We start from the raw sequence: 19,247 nt of genomic DNA on the forward strand, positions 1-19,247 counted from the left end.
GCATAGTTGCTGGCTTTTTTGTTTGAGAGCGCTTGGTAATCTTGTTTCGCTTGATTATTTCGCGTCAGACCTTAACACCAGCTCTACACGGCGGTTTTGTTTCTTACCCGCGTCATTCATGTTACTTGCGACTGGTGCGTACTCACCTAACCCTATGGCCTCGATTTGCGCTTTAGCAATTTGATGTTGCTCGATTAATCGTTTTTCAACCGCTTTGGCACGCTTTTCAGACAAGGTTTTGTTGTAGTGCTGCTTGCCTTGATCGTCAGTATGACCCACTACATAAAAACGCAGCTTAGGGTTTTGCTTTAAGTAAGTTGCGACCACCTCAACGACAGGCAAGGCTTCAGGCAACAGCTTGTCGCTGTCGAACTCAAATAATAAGCCATCTAACGCGACATGACCTGTTTGGGCGATTTTATCGGTTAACCCGTCCAAGTCGATGGTAACTCGCTGATCGTTCAGTGCGGTCTCTTCCACTATTCGTACTTCACTATAAAGGCCACCAATGTAACCCAGAGTATAGGTCATTACATGCACTGTACCGGTTGGCCTTTGTAGCTGATATAAGCCGTAATGCTGGCTATCTTCCATGCCGATATTTGCAAGTGCATCTACGCGTTGTTGGAATTGGGTGTCGTTACCACATTCTCTAGCAACACATTGATAAACCAGTTTAAAACCAAGTTTGCCGAGCGCAGCTTTGTAGTTGGCGTCGACTTCATATTCTGAGTACGACCTTGGTAGGTTGTAGTTAATGTCAGTGACTTTGCCTTCAAATGCTTGGGTGATAAATTTTTTGTTTTTCTTACCTGTAATGAGTTTTGTTTGACCAAATTGGAACTGTTTGTAGTCCGCAATATATGCACCAGGCATACGAGATAGCATAGGATGGTCTTGACTGCCGCGCTCATCTTTGTTGCTACGATCCTTCACAGCAATTTCACTGACTTCTGCTTGTAAATAGTCATTGTCTAATTTGATAAGGTCCAGTGGTTCATCAATCAGCTCAATGGTATCGACAGTAACTGTGGTTTCTCGTTTCCAATTAGCTGCGTAAATAGAAGTATATAGTGTCTTGTTATCAAGCTTAATTAATGCGGTAGCAACTTGGGGATTTCTTGATGAAGTATCGCTTGGCGCTTTAATAAACTGCTTGAGTTTTGACTCTTTGCCGCAGGCTTCGCCACTGCAGCTAAAAATGAGTTCGCCATTTAATTGCTTAATGTGTTGTAGATAATTATTAAGCATATTTTGCGGGGTATTCTCAGGGCTTAAATCATAGCTAATGCGGGTAAGTTTACCTTTGACCTCTTTCGCGGTGATTTTAGGTTCTGTTGCTGTAATTAGCTGATACGGCGAATAGTTTCTGATAAGGGATGTGGTGTCTTTTACCTTTGCTGGCGGCTCAAACAGTACGGCTTCTACCTCGGCGGCAATACTTGGAGTGCTAAGCAAAGCGATACTTGTAAATGTTAGCGTTAATTTACGCATAAGAGTCATAGCTAAATCCGTTTAAAAAATGCGCCCATCAGTGATGGGCGCTTTGTGGGTTAAAGGTTTTTGAAGTGTTCAAACAGGGCTTGGCTAAAGCCCTCGCTGTTGTCATAGGTATAAACAAACTGTGGGTAGGCGTTCGCCCAAAAATCCGTTGTATGTAATTCGATGTGCTCTAATTGCCTAGGCACACCGTCTAGCCTAACCGTGTAATATTCTTTGAGAGAGTAGGGCTCTAAACCAGGAAGGTGAGACGCGTCGTCAATTTCAATAATGTCAGTTCCGTTGGGACCTTGCAGTAATGTCCAGCGATTAGTTTGGCCTTCTAGTGGGTGGTAGAAGGTTTTTTCAGCCTCGTTGATCTGCAGCTCAAGAGGGTCTTCATTTGGAAATAAACTCCTTGCCACAATACTGGTGCTAAGCTGCTCTATCTCGTCGATTGCACTGCTCAGCTCATAAGTCTCGTAGTCATCTTTTATGCGGCACATTACGTCTTTATCTTGCACTGCATCAAAGGTATACATGACGCCCGGCCAGCTAATGTCAGCCAATGCTAGTGGTGCTGGTGTCGCAGCGATGATTGACTCCCAAAAATCAGACTGAGTATCTACCTTAGTAAAGGTAAACGTCATGTGTGCATCTGACACCATAAATTGCGTTGTGAGCGAATTATCGACATAGATATAAGGTGCAATGGGCTCTGTCGGCGTGATGCCATCGATTTGCTCCCAACTCAGTTCAGTATGGTTCCAACATTCCCGTATTTGCTCTTCGCCAACCTCAGATCCAGGCTCTTGCGCGTAATCAAATATGTGGTGGTTGAACCCGTCAGTCGATAAGGTGCCGAGTAGTTGCTTGTTGGTATCGTCACTAACACCAACAAAAACTACACTTGGGGTCAAGTTTAAGGTTATTAAGTTACTCAAGCCTTCATCGTCGCTAAAGAAGTTAGCTTCAACGATTTGCCAATCATTCGCGCTCATAATGCGATCATCGAATGGGTTTTCAATATGCCCAAGCATGGTCAAGGAGTTGTTGATGAGAAAGCTAAATTCAAGTGGGTCGCTCGCTAGGTAGTCTTCAATCGATAAACTTGAGCCCTCAATGAGTGTTTTCGCTTGCTGGTGGATGTGCAACAACAGTTCTTCAAGCTTTAGTGCTTCAAAGGCTATATCTGCTAGCACTAGTTCTAAATAGCCAAGGAGTCGTTCAATGATGACGATTTTTTTTTGAAGATATTCTTCGTTCGTAAACAGATAAGGGTTAGCTTCAGCTTCTTCAAGTAAGCCTTTTAGAATGGTTTCTAGTTTGCTTAGTAATAGCTCAACCTCTGCTTCAGGTAAGTCTTGAGCTATCATTTCAAGCAAGCGGCGAACTTCAAGGTGGGTGAGGTAGTTAATTTCACCTTGGTGAGCCTGTCTTGCCATCAGTTTGGCTTGTCCGTCATTGTTTACGACAGCTTCAAATGTTGGCTTGTTAGCAGCATTTGGTTTGGTTGGCGCCGCGTTAATTTCCAGTTTAGTTGGTGAAATACTCACTGGTGCTGCTTGAGCCCAGCTGGCGACAAGCATGTACTTCGGTGCTTCAACCTCACTTGTCCAATCGATTTGATATTTACCCTCAACGTCCGTTACGGAAGTAGGCTCGTCGGTATCACAAAGTTGGTTTTGGTTTAAATCAACACAGACATCAGCACCACTTACCAATTGATGATAAGCCACAACCCCACTCACTTGATGGTCATAGGTTGTTGTAACTGGAGGATTATCTGGTTGCGTGTCTTCATCAGGTTTGTCCGTATTTGATGAACCACCACAGCCACTGAGCAAATAAATTGAAAGTAATGATGCGACAACTGTTTTTTTAGGAAGTTTATTAGAAATAAAATGGTGTGATTGCACTGTGTGTCCTTACTGGCAATAAAAGAAGTGGCTATTAAAACACAAGTTTTATATGTCTTCTAGATGATTAAGGTTAACTTTGTTTTTAATTGTTTTGTCGTGTTGCTTGCGTCTAGTTTGTTGCCTGTTTTTTGTTTATCTAATTTGGTGTCAATTGGTTTTCTTCTCCTATCTTTTAGTATTACTTGATGTTTTCATTTCTTTTTTTTGAAAGCGCTTTCTTTTATTTTTATTGTAATTATAAAGTGCTAGGTTTTTTGTTTTTATTTAAAATTAACCGCTAATGGTATGGTGTTTTGTAAATTTTAATTAATTTGTAATAAAAACTCTTAAGTCCTAAACCCCTTATTATACCTAAGTTTTTTAAAGGTCTTACCCTGATAGGGTGTTATTATTCTCTTGTATACACCCTTAGTGATTATTGAAAGGTAAATAGCTTGTGAAAGAATTAACCAACTATTCACCTGTATAATAAGGAAAGTACGATGTTTAACAAAAAACAGAAAGGCCAAGGTATGGTCGAATACATCATCATTGTGGCGCTTATCGCTGTGTCTGCAATTGGTGTATACAGTTTCTTTGGTAAAACTATTCGCAACCAAGTTGCTGGTTTGTCTCAGGAAATGTCTGGTAATAGTGCAAGTGGTCAAATCCAGCAGGCGTCTGATGCTGCAGATGATGCAGATGATGTTGCGGATAAAAACTACAACCTAGGTAGTTACGATGACGCTGCAAACTCAAGCGCTGCGTCGGGAACCAACTAATTATTCTAAGGCAGCTTCGGCTGCCTTTAGTTCTATTTCGAGGTTGGAGTATGCGTAAGTTTCAAAGTGGTCAGGGTCTCGTTGAATATTTAATTATAGCTGCACTGATTGCTGTTTCTGCAATTGGTGTTTATAGCTTTTTTGGCAAAACTATACGTAATCAAGTTGCTGGTTTATCTGCGGAAGTATCCGGGCAAAGTGCCTCGGGGCAAATATCTCAAGCTAGCGATGCAGCAGATTCTGCTGATGATATTGCTGATAAAAACTATAATTTAGGTAGTTACGACTCGGCTGCTAACTCAGCGGCAAGCTCATCAGGTTCAGGCTCAGGTAATTCAGGTCAGCCAGTTCAAGACTAATTAATCTTATTGCCGGTAAGGCTAATTATCATTTGTGGTGTCTTAAGTTATTCAAGGAAAGAATAATATGTTGAATGCGCTAGCAATATCAAAACAGCGCGGTCAATCAATGGTTTTATCACTTGCATTGATTACATTTGCGCTCATGACAGTTTTATACAGCTACAACACATCTAAAGTAAATTTAGAATCAAGCAAGTTGCAAAATACGGCTGATAATGCTGCTTACAGTGCTGCGACTTTTATTGCGCGTGATTATAACTTTAAGGCTTACACCAACCGTGCCTCTGTCGCAAACCAGGTAGCGATAGCGCAAATGGTTGGACTCTCTTCCTGGTTCAACATGACAGATCGTTTTGCTCGTAATGCATGTAATACGCTTTGTTGGATCCCTTATGTAGGTAATGTCATCAATGCGATTAAGAACGTTGTTGGCCCTATAAACCGAGGCGTCCAGCAATTTGTTAATGTTGCTGTGCGTGTTGAAAATGTCATGTTGCGAGGTTTAAGTATATCGCAGCAGATTATGCATTATGCCGGTGCAGTTTCTTCAATAGAGTCTACCCAAGATATTGTTGAAGCTAATGACCCCAATTCCCAGCTGGATTTGATGCAAAACCCTCTAATGCTGCAGGATGTGCGGCATGCCTGGTTTACTTTTCAAAAGCGCCATTCGCGAACGAGTAGGGCTTCACGAACACAATTCAATGAGTTCAAACAGGTTACCATGGCGTCACGCGATCGTTTTAGTAGTAACCGAACATACAGACTTGGTAGTCCTTGGTCCGGATCCATTCCATTCTTTAAGTGGAAGGTAATCAAAGCGGGTGGTTCGGATCTTATTTCAAATGGCAATCGCCGTGCTGAAACCTGGACCTCAATGGACTCGATTAGTTATCACTATAAGTATTGGGGTTGTAGCTGGTTTCGGTGTCGCTGGCGTGGATACTATGAAGTTCCGCTTGGTTGGGGCGGCACTCGCTCTGATACACGAGCAAACATGAATCGTGTTGGAAACAATCGTTCTTGGGGTGCTAGTCGTTCCAATAATCGTAGCGGCTCTCGTTTAGCAGCAAGAAACCAGCAGCGTAAAGGTAGTTATTCTGGAGTGCAGCCGTTTTATGGTTTGTCGAACAGTGCCAATCGTCGAAGCGAAACTGACAACATTTCTATTGTCGTGTCTAAAGAGCAAAACAACTTACGTACCACAAGCCAGATTAACAGTCAGGATACAGGTGTCGACCCAGCGAATGATGAGAGCTTACTTGGCGATCGTTTGTCCTCGTTGGCTTCTGCTCAAGCTTATTACTCTCGCCCTCGTGACTTAATGATGTCCACTTCAGCTTGGGCTCGTGGAGATAGTCGTCACGAATACGGCAATCTTTACAACCCGTTTTGGCAAGTGAGACTCGCGGAGTCGACTAATAGTGACCGTTCGGTTGTCTACGCTATAACGAGGTTCTTGTAATGGTGTGTAAGCATACTAAGCAACTTGGTCAGGCACTAATCGAAAGCATTATTGGTTTATCGTTTGTGATTGTTCCATTGCTGTTGTTATTGCCGCTCATGTCGAAAATGACCGCAGTGCAGCATCGAGCTCAAGAAGCTTCACATTACAATGCGTGGGAGCGCACGGTATGGCGAGAATCAAATCCTAGCCGCTTCACCAGTTCTGGCGGAGGCGTTGTTGCCAAGCGCACTGATGCTGAAATCGCTAAAACAATCCCTTGGCGTTTTTATCAGGGCAACGGTCAAAAACTTGCTAGCAACTATCAACAACAGTGGAGTTGGGATGACAAAACTCACCCGCTGTTACATTACAAGATTGATCAGGCAGCTCAAGGCGCCGAACTGGTGCTGACTTCAAATGCGCAAAATCCTCAAGATGAACTTGAAAGTGACCGTTTAGGTTCTGGTGATAATGCCTATGAAGTACCTGGTCGAGTTGCATCGGGGGTCAACAGCGCATTAAACCTACTGTCGTATACAGGCTTTTCTTTAGAATCCCGTCCTTACTATCGTACGTATGTCGAAACTGACTTTGAGCCTTTCTATTTGGAACCTTTCGATAGCATGAACCTAACTTTTCGTAGCGATAGTGCGATATTGGCTTCTGGCTGGAATGCTGGTGGGGCAAGGCATGTCGAGAATCGTGTTAGAGATTTGGTTCTTACCAATTATCTCAATATGGGCATTATTCGCACCGGGCAACGAGCGCTAAGTTGGATTCCATTTGGCCGCAGTTTAAGTCCCAGCCGCCTGCGTTTAGGGCATGTTGACCCTAATACTTTACCAAATAGTCGCCTGTGTACCTATGGCACCCGAAACTGTGGTGGATAACATGATTCATATCCTTATATCTCGCGCGGCCATCGTGCTTTTAGCGTTAATTTGTTTTGCTGCCCACGCTGACAGGTGGCCGCAAATTCAGTTTCCAAAAGATGCTGAGGTGAATGTTGTTGCAGACGACATGCTCTATAACGGCTACCCAATGCGTACTTGGCATTTACGTGACAAACAAAGCCAAATGATGCTAGCAAGCTTTTTTAAAAAGCAATGGCAGAACAAAAGTGACAAGTTCGACGCACGGATGTTTAACGGTGATTACGTAATCAATAGTTTGCAACGTCCTTACTTACTGACTGCGCGAATTAAACAAGATTATCAAGGCACTATTGCGTATATCGGCATTACTAAAAATCTCGATGAGCTCGCTCTAAAGCGTGTTGATAATGATTTTCCAACTCCTTCAGGGAGTGAGGTGATGTCAAATATTCAATCCACCGACCTCTACAAGAAAGGTCATACCCTAATGGTTAAGTCTGGCAAGAGCTTATCTGCCAGTTACCACTTTTATCGAGAGTATTATCAACGCCGAGGGTGGGTAGAGGTATCGAGTATCTTGGACAATCAGGCTGGTAAAGCTGCGCTACAAATGAGTCAAGGTGCCAACGTGGTTGATATCAGTTTTTTCACACAAGAGTCCGCAGTCATTATTGTGGCCAACCAAGTCAAGGAAGGGTAGTTACAGCATGTGTTGCTATGGTCGTTTTCCATTGAAATCAAGTGCTAGGGGACAAGCGTCTATTGAGTACCTTGTCGTCTGTGGTGCGCTAGTCGCCGCGCTATTAACACCAGTACAAAATGATATGAGTGTGCTTGAGCTTTGTGTGCAAGCTCTTAGAGAGTGGTACACGGCGTTTGCCTACACCAAATCTCTCACAGTTTTACCAGGTCAATAATTAGGTTTCCAACATGCAATTAAAAGCGTTTGATTTTAACTGGGTTTTACTCATTGTCGCCTTAGTTTTAGGCGGAATTTCTGCTTGGGCAACCAAGAATTATTTTATAACTAAAGAGCAGCAAATTCGTGATGAGCTGTCGCGTGACAATATCGTTATGGCGGATGTTGTCGTGGCAACCAAAGAGCTTAGAAAGGGCGATATTATCTCCCAGCAAAACATGTCCGTAAGGCGTATTGAAGCTGACACATTACCACTTGATGCAGTGCATCCTAGTGACTTCGGCGCAGTTGAAGGACAAATGGTGTTAGCTGCAATGGCTCCAGGTCGACCACTGCTTGAATCTTACTTACCAGGAATGAGCGTCGCTCAGTTTTCCGACATGCTAAAAGATGGTGAGCGAGCAGTGACGATTGATATTGATGATATTAACTCAACAGCAGGCATGTTGGTGCCATCTGACAAAATTGATCTGTTTGTAGCTTATGACGATGACGTTAATGATGACACCTACAAGAAGTTGCAATTACTCATAGAAAACGCTGTTGTGCTCGCCACAGGGCGTCGCAGTATTGATGTGAACCCAGAGCTTGTTGATACCCTTTATGACAATCCCAATGCTTACAACACGGTTACTTTAGCGTTATCTGTTGAAGATGCTGTTCGAGTGTCGCTTGCTCGAGATATGGGGGAATTTGTCACCTTACTAAGAAATCAAACCGAGTCACAACCTGTGGCTTTTCAGTCATTACGAGAAGATCAGGTGTTTAACGCCGGTGATATCAGCTTCGGCAACGAAGTTGAAATGATCATTGGGGGTGGTGGCATACAGACACGCAACGAAACTTACGACTTACCAAAGGAAGCTCTAGAGCAATTAAGCCAGGTTGAGGCTAGCACATCACTATGAAAAATATACTAATAACTATCTTGGCATGGACGCTGTTGTTACTGCCTAATTTTTCGATCGCCCACAATAATACGCCTTTTAAATTATATGTTGGTGCAGTCGAGCTTTACAAAGCGAAAAATGTTGAACGAGTTGTCGTAGGTAACGGCAATGTACTTAGCGCCAAGGTGGTTGACGACAAAGGAGTGATCCTAATTGGTGAGTCTGCCGGTGAAACTGACCTACAGCTATGGCAAAAAAACGGCAAGATAATTAAGTTAAGTGTGACAGTTACACCTGATAACAGCATTAAAAGTACGGCCACAATTAAGCGTATGTTATCAGCTTTCCCATCTTTAACTGTCACCGAGAATGACGGCTTGATAATCGTGCAAGGTAAGGCGGAGTCATCTCAGAAAGAGCAGCTAGAAAAAATCCTTTCCGCTAGCCCGAATATTGTTTCCCTAGTCAAGTATTTGGAATATGCCAAGCAAATGGAGCCTATGGTGCGTATGCAGGTACGTATTGTGGAGTTCAACAAAACGACATTGCAAGATATTGGTGTGAAGTGGGACTCTTCGATGGCCGGACCTGCGTATGGTGCAGCTAAAGCATTTTCTTCAAACCCAATTTTTAGTGTGGCTTCTCCTGGGCAATACGTTGAGGGGATTAGCGGAGCTATCAATGACTCTATAGGTGTACTTGATTCTCGCGGTTGGAGCTATTTTGGCATCGTGACCGGCATTGGTTCGCAAATACAACTACTGTCCGAAAAAGGTGATGCTCGTTTGCTCGCAGAGCCTAACTTGGCGACTAGAAGCGGTGAAGCAGCCTCGTTTATTGCCGGTGGTGAATTCCCAATACCTGTGCTTAACGGCCTTGGTGCAGCAGACGTAGAGTTCAAAGAGTACGGTATTAAGTTAGATATCGAGCCTGTAGTTGACGAACAACAAAACATCATTAGCCGTGTAAGTGCTGAGGTGAGCTCAATCGACCCATCTACCGCGGTCGGTGATATTCCTGGATTACTTACTCGTCGCACAGAGTCTGTTATTAACGTTAAAAATAACGAAACCATTGTTATTTCGGGTTTGGTAAATAGTGAGATGTCTAAAGTGGTAAATAAATTTCCATTCTTAGGCGATATTCCGGTTATTGGCGAGCTGTTTAAGTCTCGGGATTTCAGGGACAAAAAGAGTGAGCTAGTGATTTTTGTGACCCCGACAGTGATTTACCCAGGTGAAGAAAGCCATGACAAGCAATTAGCTCGCGGGCGAGAGTTAGCTGGTGATGCGACAGAACTTGAAGCTTTTTATATCTTGGATTAGGGAGCTGTAGGGATGTTTAATATTTCAGTCAGTACGAGTAAAGGCACCAAGGTTGGTGACTTTCAATGTATTCATGCTCAGTGTCAGATTGGCAAAGAATCTGATCATCTTATTCAGCTTCGTGGCTTCAAGGTTTCTAAGCACCACGCCAGTTTAATTCAGAATGAACGTGGCATTTTTGTTAGTGATAATGCCAGTCGTACAGGGGTGAAGGTTAATGGTGAAAAGCGTGAAAGCTATGGTCCATTAGCATTAACCGATAAGGTACAAATTGGCGATTATATTATCCGAGTTAAATCGTTAGACCCACAAGGAAGCACAGTCACTACTCTTGCGAGTGAAAGCCCAGCTGCTAATCAATCGTCGGCCTTAAAAACCGCTACTCAGAGTGAGTCGGCGTCGAGTGATGCCATTTCTACAAGTTCCACGACAAACAGTAATGTCGTAGAGCTAAGCAGTAAAACATCGTCTAAAGCAAACGAGCAGCAGCTACAGTCTATTAAGCTGCGAAACGAGCTGCGTAAAACGGTGCACGCTGAGCTCATTAAACTGATGGATCTTCGCCGCGTTAACGTAAATGAAATGAGCGATGAAGAACTTCGCACCCAAAGTGAATCTTTAGTTGGCCACATTCTTAATAATATGGATGTACCAGAGCACATCGATGTTAAAGCATTAACTAAAGAAGTGCTTGATGAAACAATTGGTTTAGGCCCCCTAGAAGGCCTTATTGCTGATGCGGAAGTCACAGAAATTATGGTCAATAGCCATGATCAAATCTTCTATGAGAAAAGCGGTAATTTGTATTTATCCGATATCGCATTTTCAGATGACCAAGCCGTCCTAGGTGCGATTGAGCGTATTGTTACTCCAATTGGGCGACGTATTGATGAAAGTTCACCAATGGTTGATGCACGCCTAAAAGATGGCTCTCGTGTAAATGCTGTGATCCCGCCATTAGCGCTGAAAGGCCCATGTATTACTATCCGTAAGTTTATGCAGCGCCGGTTAAGCTGTGATGACTTAGTCAGCTTTGGCTCGATGAATCATGCCATGGCGGCATTTCTTGAAATGGCGGTTAAACAAAAGCGCAATATCGTGATATCGGGTGGTACAGGGTCAGGTAAAACGACTTTGCTTAATGTGTTGTCAAACTTCATTCCTGATGATGAACGCATTGTGACAGTAGAAGATGCGGCAGAGCTACAGTTGTACCAACCTAACTTGGTGTCGCTTGAAGCAAGGCCACCAAACCAGGAAGGTAAAGGTGCGGTTGAAATACGCGATTTGGTTAAAAACTGCTTGCGTATGCGTCCTGATCGCGTGGTGATAGGTGAGTGTCGTGGTGGTGAGGCGCTTGATATGTTGCAAGCGATGAATACTGGCCATGATGGCTCGCTGACAACCGCCCACTCAAATTCCCCTCGTGATTGTATTTCTCGACTAGAAGTCATGGTGATGATGGCTGGTATGGATTTACCTGTACAGGCTATTCGAGAGCAAATCACCTCAGCGGTAAACATTATTGTGCAGCAATCACGCTTCTCTGATGGTTCACGGCGAATTACCAGTATTTGTGAAGTGACAGGGATCGAAGGCAATGTTGTTCAATTGTCAGAGATCTTTAAGTTCCAGCAAACTGGATTTGACGATAAAGGCAAGATTGTTGGCCACTATACAGCGACCGGCACAGTGCCTGAGTTTTATGAACAGTTGCAGCAAAGTGGTGTGCGTATCGCGCTAGATATCTTTGAGCGTGAGGTCAATGTATGAGTAGCGTGATAATCGCTATGGTGTTGGTGTTTATGGCTGTAGTGCTGGCAGTGTTTGCTATCAAGCATTTGAGTACCAAGCTTGCTCGGCAGTACCAGGAGACCTTTACTACATCGGCTCGGGTGAATTTGACTGAGATGTTTTTGTTCATCGAGCCAAAGCGCATCTTTATGATCAACATGGCCACTTTGTTGCTGATGCCTATTTTGTTCAAGGTAATTACCGGTAGCTGGGTGTTCGGTATTCTCATTAGTATCGTGCTGGCGCTACTTCCCAGGTTTGCTTACAAGTTTTTGCACCAGCGCCGGCGCCGTAAGTTTGTTCATCAATTACCTGATGCATTAACCATGATTGCGAGCTCTATGCAATCAGGTGCCAACTTAACCAGTGCTATTGAATTTATGGCTGAAGAAATGGCATCGCCTGCTAAGCAAGAGTTTCAACTGTTTTTAAGAGAGCAGCGCCTTGGAGTTGAGTTCAGTACGGCACTCGACAACATGCATCGCCGCATACCTGAAGATGAATTTCAATTGGTCACTGCCGGTATGCAGATCTCTCGAGAGGTCGGTGGCAACTTGGCCGAAGTGCTTATTCGCCTTTCTGATACCTTGCGCCGAAAAATCGAAATGGAAGGCAAGATAAACGCACTAACAGCACAGGGGAAAATGCAGGGGCTAGTGATGACTGTGCTGCCGGTATTTATTGGTATTGTCTTGTATCACATGGAGCCCGCCTCTATGGGAAGGATTGTTACTGACCCTATCGGCTGGGGTTTGATAGTGGTTGTCACCTTAATGCTGATTTGCGGTTACTTTACCATTCGCAAAATCATTACCATCGATGTGTAGGTGAGCCATGTTGAACTTAATTACTATTTGTTTTGCAATCGCATTGATGTTCTTAATCGTCAGCTGTGTGCGTATTTATCGTCGTGTGCCTGTTGAGAATAGGGAGTTTATGGACCCGCTTTCTCCAGGTTTGAAGTTAATTTGGCCATGGGTGCGCTTGTTAGCTTTTTATGTGAGTGAAAATCTGAGCGTAGACTATTTAGAGCGCGTGTCGCGTAAGCTGCAAGTATCTGGTTTGTCTTACATCATGAGTGCTGAGCAGTATTTTGCAATTCGCATCATCAGTACCCTTTTTTCTGTTGGTTTGATGCTGCTGTGCGGTGCAATGTTGGACGGCGTACCAACCAATTATGTGGTGATTGCGGCAATCTTCGGCTACTACCTACCGGTTATTTCACTGAATGACTTACGTAAAAAACGCCAAGGATTAATTGTTAAGGCGCTGCCGGTTTACCTTGATTATCTGACCATGTCTATTGAGGCTGGTTTGAACATGACAGGAGCCTTATCACAAGCCGTTGAGCGCGGCCCCGCTGGGCCGCTACGCATCGAGTTCGAAAAAGTTATTCGCGACATGCGTGCAGGTATGTCAAGGGCACAGTCTTTTCGCAATATGGCAGATCGTGTTCAGGTAACTGAAGTAAACAGCTTAGTTAGTGCATTAGCACAGGCTGAAAAAACCGGTGCAAGCTTAGGCCAAACTTTACGTATTCAGTCCGACCAACGCCGAGTCGAACGCTTTTTACGTGCGGAGAAAAAGGCGTTAGAAGCACCAGTAAAACTCATTTTTCCTCTCATCGTTTTTATCTTCCCTGTGACCTTCATGATTTTGGCATTCCCAATTGCAATGAAGTTTCTGTATGAGCTCTAGGTTATGGAAAGTGTCAAGTTAACGAATCAAAAAGGTGGTGCAATTAACAGCGTATCTATTGCTGACACTGCACCGCTGCGGTTAAGAGGGCTACTTGGACGAGACAAGTTAACTGATGAGCAAGGGTTATTAATCACTCCTTGTAACTCAGTGCACACTTTCGGCATGAAGTACGCCATTGATGTGGTCTATCTGAATAAACATAACCAGGTGATAAAGCTTGTGCGTGAATTGTCACCAAGGCGATTTAGCTGGTGTTTGAGGGCTAAAAAGGTGCTGGAGCTCGCACCGGGTAGCGCACATCTAAATAATATAAATCAAGGAGATACTCTGTCATGGTAAGACAGTTAATAGTTGCACTCGCATTGGTTGGGCTAACTGCATGTTCAAGTGCACCTTCGCAAGAGGAGCATCAAGGTAATCAACAAATTCTGGTTATTCAGCAGCAGGCCGAGCACGCCTACAAGACAGCCATGCTCGACCAAGCTGAGAGTTTATACATTGAAGTGCTTAAATCAGTCCCCAACTATGCCCCTGCCTGGTTTCGTTTGGGTAATATTTATACCCGCACAGGGCGCCATGATGCAGCCATTAACGCCTACCTAAAATGCCTTGAGTTGGAGCCTAAAAATACCAAAGCTCTATATAACATCAGCCTAGTACGTATTAAGCAATCTACTCGGGTGTTGCAGCAAGCACAACGTCAAGCAGACCCAAATTCTGTTGTGACCAAACAAGTTAATGCGCTGTTGAACGCATTGAATGAACTGCAACGTGAACCCACACCTAAGACTAAACAAGCTTCGTTATGATCAGTAAAGGTGCCTTGAGCAAACTAAGAGTTAGCCCCCAGGCAGGGCAGAGTATGATTGAGTTTAACCTCGCTTTGCCTTTTCTTATGCCAATTATTTTGGTTGCCATGATGCTAATTGCTCAGTGGGGATTTATCTACTCAGCAAAAAGCACCTTAGATGCTGCAACGGTAAATGCGGCGCGAGCTGGCGCACTAAATCATGGCAATGTAAGTGAAATTCGGCAGGGGCTCGCTAAAGGCATGACCCCACTGTTTGCACATGGAACAAGTATGTCAGATACCTTGACTGCGGTAGCTAAAGCGCGGGCGGCGGTGTTTGCTCAAAGTCAAATCACTGTATTAAGCCCAGATAGACGCACGTTTAATGAGTTCAAAATTCGTGCTCGCTACAACAACCGTTATATCGATGAGATCCCAAATAATAACTTAATGTATCGAAGTGCTGGGGTGAAGGATGTTGGCAGTGGCCGACAAATGAATATTCAAGATGCCAACCTACTGCAAATAGAAGTGAGGTGGTGTCAAAAACTGATAGTGCCTTTTGCCAACTATGTTATCGAAGAAATTGTCACCTCGGTTTGGTACGCACCAAGCCGTGAGCAACTTGCATGCAATGCCTTAGGGCAAATTACAGGCGATGCGTATTTGGCGCTGGTATCGCAAGGGTTAACGCGGATGCAGACTCCTTTTCGGATGTAGTTAAAGCCGCAATAAAATAGCAATAAACGGATTTTTATAGGGATATGTGCAATGAAATATAAGTATTTATGGTTGTCGATGTTACTGGCATCCAGTCTTACTCTGACAGGCTGTGGAGGTGAACTAGAGTCAGGCGACCCTGCTTTCCAAGGTGATAACCCATCAGATCCCACATCACCTAGTGACCCAAGTCAGCCTACCGATCCAGTTGACCCTGTTGATCCGGAAGAACCCATAGATCCTATTGACTATGTCGGCACATGGGAGAATAAAGATGAAGATGCTGATGGTGTATTGGATGAGTTTGATGATTATCCGTTCGACCCGACTAAATCGGTGTATCCAGTATTTGTAGAAAGTGAGCCAAACGATAACCCTGGAGTTGCCACGCCGATTGAATTTGAGCATGGTGTGAAGGTCAGTGGTGTGATTGACTCAGAGCTTGATAAAGGTGATTTGTTTAAGTTTGACGTTAAAGAGCGACGTTCGTTGACGGCCGTGTTTACGACCCCCGCGGCTAGATTCAAGCCCCAGGTTTATGTGTCAAATGAGCAAGGTTTAGTCATTAGTGACATTTTCCTCTACCAGTTCGCAAAACCTAATATGTATGTGGTGAACTTTCCGTTGTTTGAAGCTGGTACATATCAGCTTAGTGTTATTGATGAAAATTACGCAGGATCATCAGATCTCACCTATGACATAGTGTTCTTTGATGATGCTGATGTCGATTCATTTGATGATATGAAAGAGCGTGCGTTGGGTGCAGATCTCATTGCAGATGATATGGATGAGGATTCATTGATTGATGGTGTCGAATATGTGCTTGGTATGGTGCAAGGTTCTGTAGATATTGATAGTGACGGCTTGCCAAATTGGCAGGACAAAGATGCTGATGGTGATACGTTTACTGATAGTGTTGAAACTGCAGCTGATATTGATTTTGACGGTTTTGCAAACTTTATCGACCGCGATTCAGATGGAAATAGCATTGATGATCAAGTAGAAAGCGGGAATAGCCAGCAGCCCAATGATTTTGACGACGATGGCTTAATTGATCATTTGGATATAGATGATGATAACGATGGCATTTTCGATATCAATGATCCTGCGCGGTTGTCTGCTGCGCAAGTCATGTTGTGGCAGCAAGTTGGGGACTTGTTTATTTCGTCACTGGCCACCTTATTCGAAGAGTCAAGTATTAAGTACTTTGTTCGAGCAGGAGATAGATTTGAGCTGGCTGTTGAAGGCTACTCGGTAACAACTGAACCAGTAATTTTAGTGTTAAACAACCAAGGTGAGCAGTACAACTTAACGCTTGAAGCGACTAGGCAGCAGGGGGACTATACATATTTAGCGTTTGATATGCCGAATTTAGTCGGTGAAGGAGAAGTTTCGCTTGCAATAGGGAATCAGCTGTCTGAACCCTATCCTGTTGCAGTTGGAAAAGCGGAGTTGCCATTACTCGCCCCAACTAATGCTAATGAATTAACCAATGGTGATTATATCAGTTTATCTGGTGACAACTTTGATGCAGATACCACTGTATTTTTTAATGGTAGCCCTGCAGCGACAGACTTTATCTCCAATAATGAAATTTCTGTTACCGTGCCTGAGGGTATTTCGGGTGGCAGCTATTCTGTTAATAATTCCTATGGCAAAAGCAACTATATTAATTTTGTGCTCAAGCAGTCAGTTCAAGTCAATGTTACCGTGCCTAACGCAAAATCGATTAGCCATGTGGGTGGTATATTACCTGAGCTAGCAACCGCATACTCTGGAAACAAGTTAACCCTAGATAAAATGGGACAAGATGCAGAGGCGATATTTACTTACACCAGTGAAAATGGGCAAGTAAATAGTTACTTAAGCGCGCTTCATTTGCCAGGACAAAGCACGATCGAATTCAGTTATCAGTCGACCGCATTAACCAATCTAGTTTTACATTTAGATAGTTACTACTCAGTACGAGGTTTTACGAAAACGCAAATTTCAGAGCTAGTGTTGGCGACATCAAGCTATGCACAATATGTTGAAGATGCGACTGAGCAACTAAAGTTGAATAGTGATTTTTTTAGCTATACCAACCGTAGCGACCAGACAGTAGCGTTGCTTAATCATTATCAATCATTGATTGTTGAAGAGCTAAGCGCCGCTCCAACTCAGTCTAGTCAAGCTCGAATTAACGCAGATAATTGGTTTGAGCGCATGAGCGCTCCTCAGCAAACAAGCAACAGTGAGCTATCCAAGCTAGAGCCAACGATAGTGTCTTACCCTGAAACTGTGGGGAGCTGGAATCACTTTGATATGAGCATGGAAGCGACAACTTTCGCAGAGAATGCAGGTGAACTTTCACACAGCTGTGGTGAAGGGGTCGATCCCAAATGGTATCAGGTGCTTAATTTAGATGGCTGTGTTGAGATTAAGAACCGCAGCCAGCTTTACCTTAGCGCTAGGGTCTATGCTTTAGATCCAACAACAGGTCAAATTAAAGCTGATCTGGCTTCATTGAATGCGCCTGTCGAAAACCATATTTCTCAACCTTGGGATAACGCCATGATGGCGCCGATTTCAGGTACATTCCTTGGGTTAGATGTTTGGTCAAATGACTCTTTGATTGACAAATGTGTGTATAAAGACTGCTTATATCAGATAGTTAGTCCTGGTGTTGACGGTATTTTCGGCCCTAGCCCACTAGACCTGAAAGGAAGCGAAGATTACAACCAAAAAGCGATAAAAGCTCGTCAGTATCTCGCTATTCGTACCATTATCGACAATATTGTTATTCGCTTTTATTCAATCTTACTTGATGCATCAGGTATTGATTTAAATGCGCCTGAGCATAGAACAAAGCAAAAAATGATCAACATTGTCAAAGCGGTGTACATAGGGTTACCGAGTATTGGGCAAGAAGTTGAGAAAATTCTTTCTAAAGAGACGATTACGCAAGCTGATTGGACTGATTTAGCTGGTGCAATTGGCCGTGAAATATATGAAAGCGAAATAAAGAAAGTACTAAACGATCCAACTAACCTTGGTTCGTATGGACCTGTTACAAAAGCAATTTTGTCTACTTTGGAAATTACACCTGAGCAATTCGCTACCAAGATGGCGCAAAAAGTTGCTGAGAAATTTATTCCTGGTTGGGGACAAATAAGCGCTGCGTATGAAGCCAGTATGTTGGCAAGTTCAATGATTGATATGGCAAGTACCATCAAAGACTTTGTTGTAGTGCCTACAAAGTTAGATTTTATCGTGACCTGGGGCTTAAAAGCTTCCGATATCACACCCAGAATGATTGAACAGAATGGGCTGACTAAAACCTTTACCATTGTAGGTAGCGGTATGGCGACCGTGCCGGGGGTCTTTAGTGATACTCAAGCCGAGATAAAAGTGTATGACCTTGGAAATGGTGACCAGGAGTTAGCTGCTGAAGTTGTCTCGGTTAACAAACAAGGGACAGAATTAATCTTCACGTTGACTAATGTAAGTGAAATTGATTCAGCAATTGGACCGCTAAAGGTGGAAGTTCATCATCTTGAGAAACAGGCTGTCGTGCCTTATGACATTCTTATTGGAACAGGACTAACTATTGCCAATATCACACCAGGTAAAGCTGCGGCTGGCGAAGAAGTTGAGATTACCGGTATCGGCTTTAGTCGAAATAAAGCAGGAAACAAGGTAACGTTTAGTGGCGCAAATGGTCAGCGAATCGAGGCTCCTGTCAAGTCTGCGAGTACAAGCAGTTTAACGGTGATCGTGCCGGCTGGCGTGATTACTGGTTTTGTTACTGTTGAAGTCGCTGAAACACTGAGCAATGAGTATCCGTTTTCAGGAACTGCTCAGCTACTTATCACTTTCGGTGATAATGGTAATTTTAACGATGATGTATTTAAGCTAAGTGTCAACAATCGAGTAGTTTATGATAATAACCAACCTGAACGTAAAGTTGGTCCATTAGCGATTTCATTAGATGATGGGGATCACTCAGTACAGTTGACGGGAATTCGTGCAGATGATGGCATCGCCACTTATTACATCGAGTTTTCTGGAGACGTAGTAAGTGTGAGCGGTGATGAATTGTCGGGTAGGGATCTATGCCCTAATACTCATAAAAACTATCAAGTATCAGTGCAAAGCGGAGCTGGTTCGAGTAGTAATGCTGCTAATAACAGCAGTTTAAAATCTTCTCCTATGGTATTACAGTATGAGACAAGTGCTCAGCCAACTGAGTGCCCTGTAGTAGGCAATTAATTGTATCGCCC

General features: G+C 43.6%; 17 protein-coding genes. 15 read left to right on the forward strand and 2 right to left on the reverse strand.

Going from position 1 to position 19,247, the window contains the following annotated elements:
• Window positions 1–54: 54 nt before the first annotated feature.
• Together G3R49_RS01970 and G3R49_RS01975 are read right to left on the reverse strand one after the other, a co-directional pair.
• Complete coding sequence (locus tag G3R49_RS01970) at window positions 55–1,503, reverse strand: OmpA family protein (protein WP_167868495.1); 1,449 nt, start codon at window positions 1,501–1,503, stop codon at window positions 55–57.
• A 50-nt stretch (window positions 1,504–1,553) separates the two neighbouring features.
• A complete protein-coding gene (locus G3R49_RS01975) occupies window positions 1,554–3,398 on the reverse strand; it encodes a hypothetical protein (RefSeq protein WP_167868496.1) in 1,845 nt (614 codons plus the stop codon).
• A 485-nt stretch (window positions 3,399–3,883) separates the two neighbouring features.
• Between G3R49_RS01975 and G3R49_RS01980 the strand changes: the two genes are divergently transcribed.
• The 15 genes from G3R49_RS01980 to G3R49_RS02050 all read left to right on the forward strand — a co-directional run bounded on the left by G3R49_RS01980 (window position 3,884) and on the right by G3R49_RS02050 (window position 19,236).
• Window positions 3,884–4,162 (forward strand): Flp family type IVb pilin, encoded by a 279-nt coding sequence (locus G3R49_RS01980; RefSeq protein ID WP_130598748.1) that lies wholly within the window; start codon window positions 3,884–3,886, stop codon window positions 4,160–4,162.
• 50 nt (window positions 4,163–4,212) lie between these two features.
• Window positions 4,213–4,521 carry a Flp family type IVb pilin gene (locus G3R49_RS01985; protein ID WP_130598746.1) on the forward strand — a complete coding sequence of 103 codons (309 nt, stop codon included), beginning with the start codon at window positions 4,213–4,215 and terminating at the stop codon, window positions 4,519–4,521.
• 67 nt (window positions 4,522–4,588) lie between these two features.
• Window positions 4,589–5,989 carry a Tad domain-containing protein gene (locus G3R49_RS01990; protein ID WP_245335220.1) on the forward strand — a complete coding sequence of 467 codons (1,401 nt, stop codon included), beginning with the start codon at window positions 4,589–4,591 and terminating at the stop codon, window positions 5,987–5,989.
• The gene (locus G3R49_RS01995; protein ID WP_130598744.1) at window positions 5,989–6,861 is read left to right on the forward strand and encodes a hypothetical protein; all 873 of its coding nucleotides are present in this window, start codon (window positions 5,989–5,991) and stop codon (window positions 6,859–6,861) included. Before G3R49_RS01990 ends, G3R49_RS01995 begins: the two co-directional genes overlap by 1 nt.
• 1 nt (window position 6,862) lies before the next feature.
• A complete protein-coding gene (locus G3R49_RS02000) occupies window positions 6,863–7,546 on the forward strand; it encodes a hypothetical protein (RefSeq protein ID WP_210147080.1) in 684 nt (227 codons plus the stop codon).
• A gap of 31 nt (window positions 7,547–7,577) precedes the next feature.
• Window positions 7,578–7,763 (forward strand): hypothetical protein, encoded by a 186-nt coding sequence (locus tag G3R49_RS02005; protein ID WP_242620342.1) that lies wholly within the window; start codon window positions 7,578–7,580, stop codon window positions 7,761–7,763.
• 13 nt (window positions 7,764–7,776) lie between these two features.
• The gene (cpaB, locus tag G3R49_RS02010) at window positions 7,777–8,673 is read left to right on the forward strand and encodes a Flp pilus assembly protein CpaB (protein ID WP_167868497.1); all 897 of its coding nucleotides are present in this window, start codon (window positions 7,777–7,779) and stop codon (window positions 8,671–8,673) included.
• Window positions 8,670–9,980 (forward strand): type II and III secretion system protein family protein, encoded by a 1,311-nt coding sequence (locus G3R49_RS02015; RefSeq protein ID WP_167868498.1) that lies wholly within the window; start codon window positions 8,670–8,672, stop codon window positions 9,978–9,980. Before cpaB ends, G3R49_RS02015 begins: the two co-directional genes overlap by 4 nt.
• A 12-nt stretch (window positions 9,981–9,992) precedes the next feature.
• Window positions 9,993–11,753 carry an ATPase, T2SS/T4P/T4SS family gene (locus G3R49_RS02020; protein ID WP_167868499.1) on the forward strand — a complete coding sequence of 587 codons (1,761 nt, stop codon included), beginning with the start codon at window positions 9,993–9,995 and terminating at the stop codon, window positions 11,751–11,753.
• On the forward strand, window positions 11,750–12,601 hold the full coding sequence (locus tag G3R49_RS02025; protein ID WP_167868500.1) for a type II secretion system F family protein: 852 nt from the start codon (window positions 11,750–11,752) through the stop codon (window positions 12,599–12,601). The genes G3R49_RS02020 and G3R49_RS02025 overlap by 4 nt, the downstream gene beginning before the upstream one ends.
• Before the next feature lie 7 nt (window positions 12,602–12,608).
• Window positions 12,609–13,472 carry a type II secretion system F family protein gene (locus G3R49_RS02030; RefSeq protein WP_130598734.1) on the forward strand — a complete coding sequence of 288 codons (864 nt, stop codon included), beginning with the start codon at window positions 12,609–12,611 and terminating at the stop codon, window positions 13,470–13,472.
• Window positions 13,473–13,475: 3 nt separating this feature from the next.
• Entirely contained in the window at window positions 13,476–13,814 is a 339-nt protein-coding gene (locus tag G3R49_RS02035; protein WP_167868501.1) for a DUF192 domain-containing protein, read from the forward strand.
• Window positions 13,808–14,284, forward strand: a complete 477-nt coding sequence (locus G3R49_RS02040) for a tetratricopeptide repeat protein (RefSeq protein ID WP_167868502.1) — start codon at window positions 13,808–13,810, stop codon at window positions 14,282–14,284. The genes G3R49_RS02035 and G3R49_RS02040 overlap by 7 nt, the downstream gene beginning before the upstream one ends.
• Before the next feature lie 53 nt (window positions 14,285–14,337).
• Complete coding sequence (locus tag G3R49_RS02045) at window positions 14,338–14,985, forward strand: TadE family protein (protein WP_130598728.1); 648 nt, start codon at window positions 14,338–14,340, stop codon at window positions 14,983–14,985.
• A gap of 51 nt (window positions 14,986–15,036) precedes the next feature.
• Window positions 15,037–19,236, forward strand: a complete 4,200-nt coding sequence (locus G3R49_RS02050) for an IPT/TIG domain-containing protein (protein ID WP_167868503.1) — start codon at window positions 15,037–15,039, stop codon at window positions 19,234–19,236.
• Window positions 19,237–19,247 lie beyond the last annotated feature (11 nt).

The organism is Shewanella sp. WXL01, from assembly GCF_012263345.1.
Lineage (GTDB): Bacteria > Pseudomonadota > Gammaproteobacteria > Enterobacterales > Shewanellaceae > Shewanella > Shewanella maritima.